The organism is Vallitalea sp. (genome assembly GCF_025211055.1).
Lineage (GTDB): Bacteria > Bacillota > Clostridia > Lachnospirales > Vallitaleaceae > Vallitalea.
The window spans coordinates 174,961-191,926 of record NZ_JAOARO010000057.1; the positions used below are offsets into that span (position 1 = coordinate 174,961).

Annotated in this window: 11 protein-coding genes; 2 read left to right on the plus strand and 9 right to left on the minus strand. The window is 28.2% G+C overall.

The features are described 5' to 3' along the window. Positions 1–107: 107 nt before the first annotated feature. From N4A55_RS07935 to N4A55_RS07965, 7 genes are all read right to left on the minus strand, one after another. Positions 108–2,222: a beta-galactosidase gene (locus N4A55_RS07935; protein ID WP_293755064.1), complete on the minus strand. Its 2,115-nt coding sequence runs from the start codon at positions 2,220–2,222 to the stop codon at positions 108–110. 11 nt (positions 2,223–2,233) lie between these two features. After that, positions 2,234–3,070, minus strand: coding sequence for a carbohydrate ABC transporter permease (locus N4A55_RS07940; RefSeq protein ID WP_293755065.1), 837 nt, complete (start codon positions 3,068–3,070; stop codon positions 2,234–2,236). A 14-nt stretch (positions 3,071–3,084) separates the two neighbouring features. Next, on the minus strand, positions 3,085–3,993 hold the full coding sequence (locus N4A55_RS07945; protein ID WP_293755066.1) for a carbohydrate ABC transporter permease: 909 nt from the start codon (positions 3,991–3,993) through the stop codon (positions 3,085–3,087). Positions 3,994–4,199: 206 nt separating this feature from the next. Beyond that, a complete protein-coding gene (locus N4A55_RS07950; RefSeq protein WP_293755067.1) occupies positions 4,200–5,762 on the minus strand; it encodes a response regulator transcription factor in 1,563 nt (520 codons plus the stop codon). A gap of 4 nt (positions 5,763–5,766) precedes the next feature. Continuing rightward, positions 5,767–7,476, minus strand: a complete 1,710-nt coding sequence (locus tag N4A55_RS07955) for a sensor histidine kinase (protein WP_293755068.1) — start codon at positions 7,474–7,476, stop codon at positions 5,767–5,769. 148 nt (positions 7,477–7,624) lie between these two features. Further along, the gene (locus tag N4A55_RS07960; RefSeq protein WP_293755069.1) at positions 7,625–8,965 is read right to left on the minus strand and encodes an ABC transporter substrate-binding protein; all 1,341 of its coding nucleotides are present in this window, start codon (positions 8,963–8,965) and stop codon (positions 7,625–7,627) included. A 219-nt stretch (positions 8,966–9,184) separates the two neighbouring features. Further along, complete coding sequence (locus tag N4A55_RS07965) at positions 9,185–13,309, minus strand: LamG-like jellyroll fold domain-containing protein (RefSeq protein ID WP_293755070.1); 4,125 nt, start codon at positions 13,307–13,309, stop codon at positions 9,185–9,187. A 508-nt stretch (positions 13,310–13,817) separates the two neighbouring features. Between N4A55_RS07965 and N4A55_RS07970 the strand changes: the two genes are divergently transcribed. Together N4A55_RS07970 and N4A55_RS07975 are read left to right on the plus strand one after the other, a co-directional pair. Continuing rightward, positions 13,818–14,696 carry a DegV family protein gene (locus N4A55_RS07970; protein ID WP_293755071.1) on the plus strand — a complete coding sequence of 293 codons (879 nt, stop codon included), beginning with the start codon at positions 13,818–13,820 and terminating at the stop codon, positions 14,694–14,696. A 252-nt stretch (positions 14,697–14,948) separates the two neighbouring features. Beyond that, positions 14,949–15,902 (plus strand): calcium/sodium antiporter, encoded by a 954-nt coding sequence (locus tag N4A55_RS07975; protein WP_293755072.1) that lies wholly within the window; start codon positions 14,949–14,951, stop codon positions 15,900–15,902. 103 nt (positions 15,903–16,005) lie between these two features. On the opposite strand, the gene N4A55_RS07980 is transcribed toward N4A55_RS07975, so the two are convergent. Continuing rightward, positions 16,006–16,461: a DMT family transporter gene (locus tag N4A55_RS07980; protein ID WP_293755073.1), complete on the minus strand. Its 456-nt coding sequence runs from the start codon at positions 16,459–16,461 to the stop codon at positions 16,006–16,008. 20 nt (positions 16,462–16,481) lie between these two features. After that, positions 16,482–16,904, minus strand: a complete 423-nt coding sequence (locus N4A55_RS07985; protein WP_293755074.1) for a DMT family transporter — start codon at positions 16,902–16,904, stop codon at positions 16,482–16,484. Positions 16,905–16,966: the final 62 nt, after the last annotated feature.

A 16,966-nucleotide genomic window follows, 5' to 3' on the forward strand; every position in this document is an offset into this window, starting at 1 on the left:
TCTAACCAGTAGGTTATATCTTTTTTTTATAAGCATTAATAACCTTATCAACCATAAGCTGATAAGGTTATTCATTATTATTATATAATTAAATGATGTTTAAAATGCTATCTTAACTTAATACTAATTGTTTCCCATAGATCAATTTTTTCTACATCAATAATTGTCTTGCCATCTTTATTTACTACATCTAACTTAGAATGTTCTCCTACACTTTCTACACTTTCTACTGTTATAGATTTATCAATGATAATTTTACTGTTATATACGGGAATAATCTCATCCATATATTCAAAAGTTCTAGGATAAGCTCCTTCAAAAGGATCCATATATCCACAGCATACAGACATTCCTGGATTAGGATTTAACATATGGATAATAATTTCCTTATCTCTTTCCCATACTGCTACATCCATTCTATTTACACATTCAAATGTAACTACTGGCTCTCCAGCTGTTTTTCTAGTAAAAGCGTCAACTATTTTCCTTAGTTCTACTTGACTTTGTTTTGCATAATGTGAAAATATTGGTTGAGCAAAACATATAACATTACCTAATCCAATTGACTTATATCCAATGGCAGGATTATTTGTAGTCTTATATGGAGATGGTAAATTATTATGATAGAACTTTTCTTTTGAAGTCTCGCATATAGGTTCAATAATAATACTATCTACTTCAGTAAAACTACTTTTTTTATAATTAGCATATTTACCTTTTACTAGAATAGGTCTATCACTGTTAACATGTTTTTTATTATATAAGTTGACTGAATCCATGTATGACATTGAATATGTACATTCATCTGCTACATCTATATCAAAATATTCTTTCATAAGTTGTGTATTTTTACATAACTTATCATTTTCTATAGTATATAGCATACATTGACCTGCCATTATTAATGTTCCACCTTTTTCAACAAATTCTTTTAGTTTATTAATGATTTCTGTTGATACAACTGCAACACTAGGCATTATTATAATACTATAGTCAAGCCAATTCATATAATCTGCATTATCATCAAAAATAAAATCTATAGGATAATGTAAATCCCGTAACATTTTAAAACTACCAGCAATGCTTCTTATAAACTCACTATTACCATAATCATTAAAATAATCTTTTGTTTGTTGAGAATGGAAAATAGCAGCATACTTGACATTATTACCTTTTAAATATTTTTCTCTTCTTTTAACATTACTAAATATTTTACCTAAATCCTCGTAGAATTGTTCATCAATTTTCCCATCATGATATGGTTCATCATCTATTGTAGCTACAGCACCATTTGCTATAACACTATACGTCTCAAATGCCATTTGTTCATATGGCTTAACAGTGTAATCCCAAGTATTATAAAACCTACCTATAACAGCTTCATATGGTTTTCCCTTAGCAACCCCACGTAAAAATTTTGTAAAGAAACTTGGTGCATTAAGACCTGTCCAATCTGTATACGCTTCTCCAGTAACAAAATCTGTATATGAAACCGCTCCAACTGCTCTACTGCCCATTGTTGCTGTTGAATATGGATATCCCCAGTAGTTGTTTGTTATAATAGTTTCATTATTTATACCTTTTACTAATTCTCTTAATTCTCTATAGAATTCTTCTATATAATCATATCTAAACTTCATAAAAACATCATAGTTTTCATCTTGCTTATCTACTGGCATATCATAACCGTATTTTTGCTTAAACTTCTCTTTACAATATTTACAATGGCATTTGTCACTACCAATAATGGTCATATCAATCCAAAAACCATCTGGATTTTCCATTTCCATAATTTCTTTTATATGACTCATAACTAGTTGTCTATAAGGACTATTAATACATAATGTTTGCCATCTAAATTCATCTGTGTCACTAGTTCCATCAGACCCTTTAACTAGCCAATCTTTATTATTATTACTTACCCATTCATCCCATGAAACAGAATAATATGCAATAACTTTTATATCTTTTTCATGTAATGCCTCTGACATTTCTCTAAATAGATTTTGTTCCCCCAGACCAGAATGTTTGTGACCTAATTTAGTGTCGTAATAAAAATTTCCATATTGGCATTTTGCATATACAACAACTGAATCTACTTCACTTTTTGAAAAAGTTTCTGCTATATTTTGGGGTTGAAAATCACTAGCAATGTTAGTATCATCCCAATCAGGTAAATGCATATCAAAGAAAACTCTTCTTCTACTATTATCTATCCACATAATTTATTCTCCTAACCTTTTAGTCCACTTGAACTAATTCCTTCTACATAATATTTTTGTAAAAATAAAAATACAATTATTACTGGTAAAGCTGATACTACAATTCCTGCAAACATAACACCATAATCATTACTATATAGACCAAATTGCAAATCTTGTAGTGCAACTTGAAGAACCATTTTTGATTTTGAATGAATTACTGTTACTGGAACAATAAAACTATCCCATTGTTGTAAAAATACTATAATACCAAGTGTTACCATTGCAGATTTTAATAATGGTAATATAATTCTTCCAAAAATCCCAAATTGGTTACAACCATCTATAATAGCGGCCTCGTCAAGCTCTTTTGGTATATTACTAATAAATTGTCTAAAATAAAATATACCAAATGCATTAGCTATAAATGGAATTATAAGTGCTGAATAACTATTCATCATATGCAAATCTTTCAGAGTGTTATATAAAGGTATAATTAAAACTTCTAATGGTACCATTAATGTAGCTAAGAAAATAATGAATATTGCATTCTTTCCTGGAAAATTTAATCTTGCAAATGCAAATCCTGCCATAGCATTAAATATTATATTTCCAATTGTTACTATAAGTGCTATAAAAAGAGTATTCGTGAATACTTTAGTAAAATTCAATGCCGAGAACATTGATACAAAATTACTCAATGTAAAACTTTTTGGTATGAAAGTATGTATACTTAACCCTGACATAACAGCCAATTCTTCATTGCTTCTAAAAGCATTCCCTATCCCCCATGCCATTGGAATAATTGTTATAATAGCAAACAATATTAAAATTATGTGTGTCCCTAAATTATTATATTTTTTATTCATTATATTACCTCCAATTATTCTTTGTCATCGCCTATTTTGAATTGTATTATACTCATTATTAATACGAATAAGAACATTATTACTGCTGCTGCAGAAGCATATCCTACTTGATTCAACCTAAAAGCTTGTCGCCATATATGGAATACTAAAATATTTGTTGTTCCTCTAGGTCCTCCCTGAGTCATAGCAAATACTGGTACAAATACTTTAACAAACGCATCCATACTTGTTATCATAACAATAAATAATGTTGTTTTCTTTAACATTGGAAATGTAATATATCTAAATTTTTGCCATGAATTAACTCCATCAATAGCAGCTGATTCATATAATGATACTGGTATTTCTTTTAATCCTGCAAGGTATATCATCATAAAAAATGCCCACGATTTCCAGATACATGCAACAATTATACTATTCATAGCAGTATTAGTATTACCTAAGAAATTAACTCTTGTTATATGTAAAACATTTAGAATTTCATTAATTAATCCAAAGTTGGTATTATACATAAATTTCCATAAATACGCTATTACTAAAAAAGAAGTAACAACAGGTAAAAAATAAATACTCCTGTATATACCTGCACCTTTTATTTTTTTGTTAACTTGTATTGCCATAAATAATGCAAGTGCTGTTTGCAATGGCATAACTATTATCATAAAATATAATGACGCCTTAAATGATCTAATAAATTCTGCATCACGAACTAAATCACTATAGTTTTTTAAACCAATAAATATATCATTGCCACCCATTAAATCAGTACTTCTCATACTAGTATAAAATAATTTACAAATTGGAGTTATTACGAATATTCCAATTACCAATAAAGCTGGAAGTAAAAACAAATATGCAATCATCATTTCTTTCTTTTGTTTTTTACTAACTTTATTTTTCATAACTAAGCTGTTTTGCAACATTTTCTCCTCCTTCTTTTTAAATCTTTGCTACATATATTATTGGTAGCAACATTTTAATTCATCCTTAATAGATGTATCTGTTAATAATAATATATCTCTTTTCATATACTAGATAAATAAATAACCATTAGTTTTCTTTAAATATTATTGGATATTAAGAAAGCTCGCTAACTATTAGCGAGCTTTCTTAATTATCATAGGCTTTATTATCCTAATAATTTTCTATAATTTTTTGGTGTTAATCCTTCATTCTTTTTAAATACTACATTAAAGTATGTAGCATTTTTAAATCCTACCTTTTCTGCAATTTGGTAGTTAGTAAAATGAGTAGTACTCAAAAGTTCTTTAGCCTTATTTATTCTTAGTTGAGTAATATAGTCAGAAAAAGGTACACCTATTGTTTCCTTAAATAACTCACTAAAATAACAAGGATTCAAAAACACAATGTCAGCCATTAATTTCATGGAAATATCTTTGTTATAATTGCTTTCAATATATTTTATTGCTTCTTGTATTGGCTTTGGATATTGATTCTTCTTCTCTTCTATATAACTACTAATTGTTAAAAGCATATTTTTGACCCAATTAAATAGTTGTTTATAGCTATTTATTCTTTCAATTTCATATATGCACTCTACTGTACGATTGAATATTGATGCAATTTCAATATCATTCTGAGTTAATTTTTTTTCTACTATAATCATCAACTTTTTTATTCGTGATTTAAACTCATGTGGAATATAGACTTTATTATTACTTAATAACTTTTTTATTACTTGATTTAAATACTGTTCTAAATTATTAATATTTCCTATAAATAGCATTTTAATAATTTTATCTTCTTCAATAATACTATCCTTAAAAGAACTTATACAGTTAGAATACTTACTATCAATTTCACTTTTTTGATTAATCTCATATATTTCATTAAATAATAAAAATTCCATTATTGAATAACTCTCTTCATAAGCTTCTTTTAACCCATCTAATGAATAATATATGTTACTTATTCCCCCACAGATCCAAGAACCTTTTTTTGTTAATTCAAGTTTTACCATAGATAATAATTTAATAAATACATTCAAATCACAAGTCTCATCTATTATTAAAATAACTTGATTATTATACTCTAACATTTCAATTATATGGTTTGAATTTAATTTATCAAGTAATAGTTTTTTTAGTATTTCATTAATATTATCTTTATTAATATAATAATCATTATATCTATAAGTAATTACTCTAACTCTAGAAATATTAATTTCTATATTATCAGTAAACTGGTCATTTAGTAAGTAATTAAGAATTTTTCCTTTAATATTTTCTCTTTTACTATATTCTAACTTATCTTTTAATTCTTTTTGATTACGATTACTATTCTTTTTTACACCTAATTCTATATTAATCTTTTTTAAAATACTTGTTATTTCTTTAAATTTACATGGTTTTAATAAATAATCATAAGCTCCATATCTAAGAGCATCTCTTGCAAATTGAAAATCTGCATGGCCACTTAGAATTATAATATATGTATTAGGCTTTTTTGCCATAATAGTTTTTGTTAATTCAATACCGTCAATATCAGGCATTTTAACGTCGGTTATAATTACATCAGGAGCAAGACGTTCAATCATTTCTAAAGCTATCTTTCCTCCATTAGCCACTCCTACTACTTTACACACGTCGTCTAGTTTACTTAATACGTGTTGCATACCTTTTAAAACTATGTTTTCATCGTCAACTAATAATATTCTTAGAATAGTACTCACCCCTCTATTTAATTGGAAGTGTTACCTTAACATGTGTATATTCATTAGGTACACTACTTATATTTAATCCATACTGACATCCATATATAATTTTTATTCTTTCGTCAACAGCCTTTAGTCCTAACCCAGTATGTTTACTATCTACTTTTAGATTGCCATTGAATATATCTTTAATTTTTTCATGTAACATTCCTATCCCATTATCTATAACTTCAAATATGATTTCATTATTATTAATGTATCCTTTTATATGAATAGAACCGTTAAATTTCATTTTTTTAAATCCATGATTTATTGAATTTTCAACTAATGGCTGCAAAAGCAATTTGGGGATCATACAGTTATCTATGTCACTGGAAACATCTATGTTAACAATTAATTTATCTTCAAATCTAGTTTTTTGTATATAGAGATAATTTTTCAATTGCTCAATATCTTCTTTTATCGTAACAAATTCTTCTCCTCTACTTATAGAATACCGTAATATATTTGCCAATGCTACAACTAAATCTCCAATTTCCTCTTCTTCTTTTATTATAAGCATCCAATATATTGTATCTAGAGTATTATATAAAAAATGCGGATTTAACTGAGCATGCAAAGCTTTTATTTCTGCTTCTCTGTTAATAATTTCTTGTTTATATACTTTATCAATAAAATATTTTAATTCATCTATCATTTCTTCAAAATGATTTGCTAATATTCCTATTTCATTTTTTTGCTTTTTTATTATATTTACATTTAAATTCCCTTTTTGAACTTCTTTCATAGCATCAATTAAATTATTAATTGGAGACTCTATACTTTTTGAAATAATTATAGAAAAAATTATAATAGTTAATATTGCTATTATGGAAAAATACAAAAATATTCTATTAAACTGTTCAATTTCTTTCCTATAACTATACTTTGGTACTATTCCAATTAATTTCCAATTACTTTTTAGTGAAGTGTCAGAAACAACTATATTATCTTTATCATAGTCTATATCTAACTTTTCTCCTATTAAATCATGATTTTTAAAATATACAATAGTATTATCCTTGTCAATTAAATATATATCACCATTTTCTCCTAATTCTATTTCATCAATAATATTTTCAAGATGCTTTGCATCAATATTGACAATTACTATTCCAAGTTCTTTACCTGTATCAATATCATTTATTTTTCTAATTGCAGAAAAAACATATGTTTCAATATTCCCAATCATTACTTTATTAATAGGAATTGTTTTAGCCCATATTACTTCTCCTGTAGAGTTTTTAACTTTGTTAAACCACGGTAATGTTTTATTAGCATCATAATCTGCATAATTCGACATAAATATATAACTTATAGTTTTAAAATCTTTTGGAACTATATGTATAGAATTAATATTTTCATCTGATATAGTTATTTTAGCCAATTCTTGTTTTATCTTTAAGTTAGTACCTGCAAATTCATTATTCATTACATTTCTTAAGCTATCTTGTATTATACTATTAGCAATAATATTTCTTGTTATTTTTTCATATGAATACAAGGATTCATCAATTCTCCTATTTGCTTGTATGATCGTCTGTTTATAATTTTCTTTTGTCTTACGTTCAACAATATCATATAAAAAAAAGTAAGATACACCCACCTGTATAAGAAGACTTATTATTACAACAATAGAAAATGTAATTATCAACTTTATTTTTAAGGGTATTATCTTACTTTTATTATTCATTATTACACCTACTTATTAATATAATATTATTTTCTATAATAAAAACAACTAACAAGATAGGATATATTATAACATTTTTCTTCTAATTATGCTATAACTTTATAAGTTATTGCTACATATAAATCTAAAAGTTACATAGATCAGGTAATTATTTTATAGATTTCAAAGCTTTTTCCATTTTTGCTGAAGCTTCCTTCATAGCGGAATCTACGTCTTGCCCAAATGCTAAAGCATTATAACAATCCATTAAAGCTTCTGATATCTGAGGATATACTGGAGTTACTGGTCTAGCTTTTGACCAATTAACTATTTGTGCATTAAGTATTTCCCATAGATGTCCTTCACTAAACATTGGCTCTGATTCTAAGATAGTTTTTCTAGCAGGTATATTTCTTGTTTCTTTACAGTAAATCTTAGCACCTTCTTCATTTGTTAATGCTTCTAGTACTTTATATGCTAACTCTTTGTTTTTACATTGTTTAGTAATAGCTATATTCCAACTTCCTGAATTAGTCACTTTTTCTTTATTATGAGGTAATGGCATTGCTCCCCATTTATCAACAAAGTCAGGGAAGTTTGCCTCCCATACACTAGTCATCCATGGTCCATTAATCCACATAGCTACTTTTTCTCCTGCAAATGCACTTTGCATATCTTCTGTAGGAGCTACTTTATATGTATTATGAAGATCATAGAAGAATTGTAGAGCTTCCTTATTAGCGTCACTATTAAAATATCCTTCTACAGTTGTTCCGTCTGGACTAATAATATCTGCTCCAGCCCACCATGACCACATCATTTGTGTATATGTCATACCTTCGTTACGATTATTTGGTGTGAACATTGTTGGAAGAATACCATATCTAATTATATTACCACTATCATCTTTCTTAGTTAATTTTTTTGCAGCGTCTAAAATTTGGTCAAAAGTCCATGATTCTTCTAAAGTTTTTGCTGGAGTAATACCTGCTTCTTTAAACATCTCTTTGTTATAGTATAAAACTACACTAGATTCATTTAATGGTGCAGCCCACTTGCTACCATTATATTGCATAGCTGTTTGAGCTGAAGGAACTAAATCATCAAAATCTGACTGATCCCAATAATTATCTAATGCTTCAAGAGAACCCATGTTTGCATAGTACGCAATATTAGGTGCATCAATACAGATTAAATCTCCAATATCTCCACCTGCAATCATCATTCTTATCTTACTTTCATATTGATTTTGAGGTGTTTCTCTAAATTCAACCATATCAGCTAATCCAGCTGCTTCTAAACTTTTCATCATTTTGTCAGGCCATAAATCTGGGAAAATATCAATAATAATTTTCTCCTGTTTTTGTTTTGCAACTTCATTATTAGTGCTATCTTTTTCTTCAGATTTAGATGTAGGCGTATCGCTATTTGTATTTTTTTCTCCACATCCAATTACACTAACTGTCATTAATAATATTACTAATAATAATGATACAAATTTCTTTTGCATATAACCGTCTCCTTTTATTTAATTAGAAATCTGTTCACAATATAAACAATAATTTATTGAGTACATTGTATCTCAGTTCTTAATTATAATATACACTCTTAGCTAATCCAAGAAAATATAAAATTATTTGGTTTATATTAATAATATTGGAAAGTACTAAAAACAAAAACTATGAAAAATCAATATAATTCTCCATAGTTTTTATTTTAGTTCAATATATTAGTTTATTTTTCCTGAAGCAGTTTTAAAAACTTCATTGTTATCTGTTTTCACATGTGCACATACTAGATAATCTTTAATTATATTTCCTGCATTCAGAGTTATTGTTTCAGATTCCGAACTATTAGGATTAATTGTTTTAGAGAATGATGTTGTAGCAAGATTAACACCATCTGCACTTAGTGATACATTAGCTGTAGTAGCTGATTTTCCACGATTTGTTATAGTGATAGTACAATTAGCTGAATTATTTTTACTAATTGTATGTGGAACAGTCACACTAACATCTATATAACTTGCAAAATCAACATTCCATTCCATATATCCACTAGATAGAGTATCTATTTTTTTACTAACTTGGATATCTCCATAAGTCGCATATACCGTACCTGATTTACCAATAGGTAAATCATTAATCTCACATTTACCTGTTACGTTTGTATAATTATAAGTTTTACCATCCATTACAACTTTAATATTAGAGGCTACTGGTTGTTTATTATTACTTGTATTAATCTTAAGGGAATAATTTGCTTCTATTCTCATAGCTCCATCTAAAAATGACAAACTATGCATAACACCATCTTCTTGATTATATACCCCACCACCGTGATTATATATTCCATTTGGTCCATCAGGTATTGAAATAGGATCTATTGGATATTGATTGCCTGATGTAAAACCATTAGGTATGCTTCCTTTTGGAGGTATTCTATCTGGATGCTGTGCAATTTTACCTCCAAATGATACTTCTCCTATTCCAGCTGCCCAAGAAAACGCTCCCCATTCAGTTGCTTGTTCATTACGTCTATTTGGCCATCCTGGATTCATTCCAGTAATATAATTTATATTACGTCCAGCTAAATCTTGGTATTCTTTGTCATTTAGGAAATTACCAATTTCTAATATATTAATTGCTGCTAGACCATAAATGGAGTTAGCTCCATGATTAAGTGGTCTAAAGAAATCTATACCACGATTACGACTCATTCTTAAAGGAGTAAATCCAAATGGTGTTAAACTATCAAATTGTTTTACATAATTCTCTGCATATATCTTAATAGTATTATACCATTTTGCTGCATTAACACTATTAGGTCTATAGTTAAATAACTCCATTATACCGTTTAATCTTAATGGGTCATAGTTACCCATACACCATTTCGCATATTGATGCATTTCTACAACAAAAGTTGTCTTATCATTATCAAATTCATAGAAATTACCATAAGTACCTTCTATCTTATTGTTATAATCTGTAAATTGTCTTCCTGCAATAACGTTAGTGAATTCTTCTGCCTTATCTAAATATTTTTCTTGCTTATCGACGCTGTATAATTGCGTACAAGCCCATATTGCTGGCATAATATCCCTAGTTCTTAGGTCAGAAATTGTGTTATTTCTTGGCATTGTCCAATTCTGATCTTTATCATAGAACATACGCAAATCACCCATAAGTTGATTGTAATTCCAATTAGGATATTTTACATCTGGTCCACTAAGTTCACTTAATAAATAATAAGGTCTATACGTCATACAATTATATGCTAATTTAGCAGAATCTAACCATTTAGTTGCTGATACAGAATCCTTATCTTCAAACACCTTATAGGAGCGTACTAATGCTATTATAGCATGGGGCATATCTCTCCAAGAGAAGGTTTTTATTTCTCCTTGATCCCAACCCATTCCCATATGATGCATACGACCATTCTTTTGTGGGTCTGAAGATGTTTGTTGAATACTAACTAAATAGTCTGCTGTTATTTTAATTAAAGCATTTATATCTGTTCTTTGTTGATCTGTTAATATTGAATCATGATATTTAAGAATATCGAGAAGTGTATTGGCTGTTATTGTAGCACTCTCTAATTCAGTCATATTTGCCCCACCACAATCTCTATATATATGGATTGATTTATCAAGAGCATATGTATAGGCATAATCTCCACTTTTTCCTTTGTATATTATTCCAGGTTCTAGCTCTGGTGGATTATTAGAGTTTGGTAAATCATTAACCCTAACTAGTTTGCTTTTTAAGCTATCAATTTGTGATTGGATAATCCCCTTTTGTATTAGTAAATCATCTGCTATAGCAAAATAATTACTCCTAATTATTGGTATATTATCTCCTGAAACTTCAAAGTAATAATTACCCTTCGTATCAAAGTCATTAAAATCACCTATCCACCAATGAGAGCCCCACTTCTGACCCCAATAAGTTATATTTCCTGTTTTTACAACAGAGTCATCTTCTTTTTTCTTAATTTTATAAACAGCGTTTTCTGGATTCCAATTAGGATTACGTTTTACACTTCTTAGAACTCCCATTTTTCTATCAGTTGGTCTAAATCCAACTTGATCTATAAGTAAACTTATATCTTGAGCAGATGTATAATGCATATTATATAGCTTATTAACTTGTGCATCTGTCAAAGCAGTTTCATAATATCTCATCTCATCAATACTACCTTTATATGGTAGTTTATATTCTGAATCACTTATTTTGATTCTATGTCCTATTGCAAAATTTCCTGTTTTATTACTAATAGCACTATTTAAGTCATTACTTTGTTTTGCGAGTTTTCCATTCAAGTAGATCTTCTGATAATGTCCATCATAACTACATGTTATATGTATCCACCTATTATCAACTAATCCTCCTAAATCTGAATCAATATATCTTTCAGTAACTCCATCAGGATAAATACCGAATCTTATTTTACCGTCTATATCATGATTCCCTATCCAAAATGTATTGTTATTCGAAGTACCGAACTTAGATAATATTGGTGTCCAATCTTTATGTATGTCACTAGGTCTTACCCAAAATGAAACTGTAAAACTTCCTTCTACTTTAACATCATTAAAATTAACAGTATCGTCTTTTCCATCCATATATAACCCTGTTGAGCCATCAATAACATCCTTAGTCGAATATATAGGTTCACTTGCTGTCCCATTAGCTAAACCTTTATCATCATTTAAATTATTTTCAAATTTCCAATGATGTTTAGGTTCTGGCAATGCACTACTATTTACTACCTTGGCAATCACGTTATCAAAAGAACTCTTACCATTATATGCTATTAATCCAAACATTCCTGATGTGAAGTTATTATCAACTACATTAATGACTGGCGTTATATTATCATCCAGATAGACTTTTATTTTATTTCCTATGGCACTAACTTTTAGATGATACTTCTTTCCCACATCAAAGTTATAATTATATGTGCTTATGGATTCATATGGAAACTTATATAGTTTAACTACATTACTAAGAGAATCCAAAGCAACACAATATGTATTATCCATATTTTTGTTACCTCTAAAAGCCAATATACCTGCTGCATCATTAGTATCTAAAGTTATATCTGCTTCATATATGAAATCAGTTGCTACTATACTATCTTTATATGTAATAACCTCTTGATTTGCATTAGAACTTCCTTGAAGTTGATTGTTTTGCACATTCCATGTACCATTAATCACAGTAAATGATGAGTTACCATTATTAAAATCATCTTTGAAAAGAATTGATGAATCATCTACAGTAATATTCTTAAAAGTAACTTTTGTTCCCGCTCTAAACAATCCAAACTGTCCGTTAGTATGTAATGAATCATTCACATTAATACATGGTGATCCTTCATTATTAAAATAAACTTTCAGATTGTTCCCCGTTGTTTTTACTTTAATATTATATACTTCATTCCAATTAATTGTTTTATCAGCTACTCCTAATATTTGACCAAATCCATCATGAAATTTATGGACTTCAATACGTTGAAATGTCGATGTTTTATGTAACATTATTATATAAGAATTACTATAGGATTCTCCACTTGCTCTAACTAATACCCCACCTTGTGATGACATATTACCAGAACCATTTAATGCTACATCTACCTTATATTCAAAATCAGTACCTTTCTCTAAAGACCTAACAGATAAAACATTTCCTTCACCAATAATATTACTGCTGTTGTTTATCCAGCCAGAAGGTAAATTTTGCCATGTTAAATTTGAAACGAAACTAGCATTTACAAAACACATATCTCCATTTAATAAAATAATTATTGCAATTATACATGTAACCAAAACATTCTTTCTGTTAAACATTCCACCATCTCCTCAATTTATATTTATTAAGCAAATTTGAAAATAAAATAAGATACCTCCTTCATTATGACATTATATAATATTCAATATAAAACAAAAAATTATTATTATTAGGTTTATATAAATAATATTGGTTTTTTTGAAATTAATTAATTAATTAATTATCTATTTATTCAACTTGAATTTAGTTCATAACCATTAGGAAGTGTTTTATAATAATGTGTTATCAAACTTTATTATATTAAATATAAATATTATTTCTACGATTACGTTATAGACAAAAACTATAGATTATATAATTAAGAATTTAGTATGTTTATTAACAATTAACATACTAAGTTTTTATGCATAAAAATACATTTAACATAGTTCTATTAACTACATCTCAAGATATCACAACTGCCTTAAACACTATAGTTTACGCTGTTTAGTGTCAATTAATAATACATTTTAATACTAATTCTTATATGCTATAATAATTCATATAAATACTATTGGAGGTTACTTTATGCCAAAATTTGAAATTATGTGTGATAGCGCATGTGATTTACCTGATTACCTAGTTGAAGAATATGATATTAATATAATATCTTTTTATATATCCTTTGATCAGGAAAATTATTTACGGGAAAGAATTGACATAACTATAGATGAATTCTATGATAAATTATATAATAACTTTCCAAAAACATCATTACCTTCCGTGCAAGATTATATTAATAAATTTACTCCATATGCAGAAGAAGGGAAAAATCTATTATGTATAACCCTCACATCCAAGTTCAGCGGTTCTTATCAGTCTGCTGTAAATGCACGTGAGATCATATTAGAGAAATATCCTGATTTTAATATAACAATTCTTGACTCTAGGCTATGTACAGCTTTGCAAGGTTTATTCGTTGTTGAAGTTGCAAGAATGAAAAATGATGGATTATCTCTTGACGAAGCACTTGAGAAAATAGAAAAGATAATCCCTACAGGCAGGATAATGTTTACAATAGGTACACTTGAATATATGCAAAAAAGTGGAAGAATAGGAAAAGTTAGTGCCATAGCAGGTAATATACTTAATCTAAAACCTCTTATTGTTGTTAGAGATGGCGAATTATATCCTTACGGTACAACCCGTGGAAGGAAAAAAGCACTTAAGAAAATAGTATCTATGACAAAAGAACATTTTAAGAAAACCGGTGAAGACATAGATAATTATTATTTCTGTATAGCTAGAGGACACCATACTGATGAAGCCGAAAAAGTAGCAGATAAAGTTAGAGACTTAGGTGTAAAAGGAGATATACCTTTCTATCAAGTAGGTTCAACAATAGGTACTAGCTGTGGTCCTGACCCAGTTGGAGTTATATTTATTAAGAATTATAAATATGTATAATTTCTTGATTTATTAATATATATATAGTATAATTTTTATTAGTTTAAGGGAGTAGCTTGAAACTTGGTCGAATCCCAAGTTGAATAATCAGTCGTCATTCCGGTTGATATACCCGGCTGATTAACCATTTGATAACTATGCTTATTATCATATAAGTATTATTATAAAATGAAAGCGAGACTTTTACTGTTTAATACAGTAGAAGTCTTTTTTTGTCACAAGCTATTCAATATGTCTAGGAGGATAACAATAATGAAAGAATTTTCACCCTATTTGCTATTTTTGATTGGCTTCATCATGATTATTAAAGGTAGTGATTGGTTTATAGACGCTACTATATGGATAGCCAAAGTATTAAAAGTACCCAATATCATAATAGGCGCAACCCTAGTCAGTATATGTACTACTTTACCAGAGGCAATGGTATCAGGAAGTTCTGCTATTAATGGAAACGCAAGTATAGCATTTGGAAATGCTCTAGGGTCAATTGCTTGTAACACTGGTTTTATACTGGGTCTAACAATTCTTTTATCAAGACCTGAGATTAAGCAAAAAAAGAAGCTTAGTAGAACAGGATTATTTCTAGTATTTTTATTAAGTTTATTGACTGTTTTTTCTCTTGTATTCGGAGAAATATCAAGAATCACAGGATTTATGTTTTTAGGTATTTTATTACTCTACTTATACAATAATGTGAAAGATGCTAAGATGAGTAGTAATGAAATCAAGCAAGATGAAGAAATCGAAGTTACAAGAAATATTATTATCAAAAATATAATATTATTTGCTATAGGTATTACTTTTACAATCATCGGTGCTAATCTTCTAGTTACTAACGGGGAAAAAATAGCTAAGATGTTAGGTGTACCAGATATAATTATAGGTGTTACCCTTACAGCTTTTGGTACTTCTCTACCAGAGTTAGTTACTGCTATTACAGCTATAGTTAAAAAAGCTCATGATATATCTATTGGTAATGTTCTTGGTGCTAATATACTTAATATTATATTAGTTATTGGTTTATCATCTAGTATATTACCATTTGAGATTCAGCCTAGCTGGTTAAGTTACCATATACCATTTGTATTTGCTATAGTACTTACACTTGTTGCATTTACTTTATTTAATAAAAAAAGATTTAGGCGTTGGAATGGAGTACTAATGATTGCTACTTACTTTGCTTACATATATTTCTTAATATTTTAATTCTAAAAAAATAAAATATATTTATTCAAATAAAAATCCTGGGCTAACATCCAGGATTTTATGTTAAGCAAAATTTTAATGGAGTAAAAAATTTGCAAAACGACTATTTAATTTTTGCTATTTCTTGGGCTTTCTTATCGCCAAAAATATAGTATGTAAGTCCAATTACGATTAATAACCCACCTATTACTTTACCAGTAGAAAATATTCCTAATTTCACATAATCAATTAAAATTCCAGTAATCATCTGTCCTAAAAAAATTAGTATGGTAACATATACTGCTGATATTTTGTTAATTAAAAGGTTATTTATACATATTATAATTGAACCTATCCCTCCACCTAACATATAGTAAAGTGGAGTATCACCTAATTTATTAAAAGAAAAGTCAAATACGAATCTATTCAAAATTAGAAAAAATATGATTGAACATATTAATCCTACTAAATAATTAGTGATACTTGACTGAATTAACCCTACTTTTGTTGCTAGATTTCCATTAATTGATATAGAAACAATAACTAATACTCCTGCTAATAATGCTAGTATAATGTACATTACAGACCTCCTAAAAATATTTATAAAATAATCATTACAATAATACCAATGCTCATTATTGCTATACCAGTTAATTTTCTTATATTTATCTTATTTTTCTTGACTCCCAATAGTCCAAAGTGATCTATACTCATAGATGCAATCAACTGTCCCATCAATCCAAGACTGATTGTTAACGCTACGCCTAATTTATCAAAACATACATTATTCATAGTAACATTGAATATACCAATAGCTCCTCCGAGAAATAAGTATTTAGGAAGTCCTTTTGTACTTTTTAGCTTGTTACGGCTAATTAAGAATATAATGCTTGTACCTATCAAACCTACTAAATGTATTATAATCAAAGATTTATTATTTCCTATATGCTGAGCCAATAGTCCGTTAAATGAAATCATCAGAGCAATTAAAACTCCGTTAAATACAGCTACAAATTCAAACATAATTACTCCTCTCAATTGAAAAAGCCTTTTAAGCATTACAAATCTATAAGATTAGTGTTTAC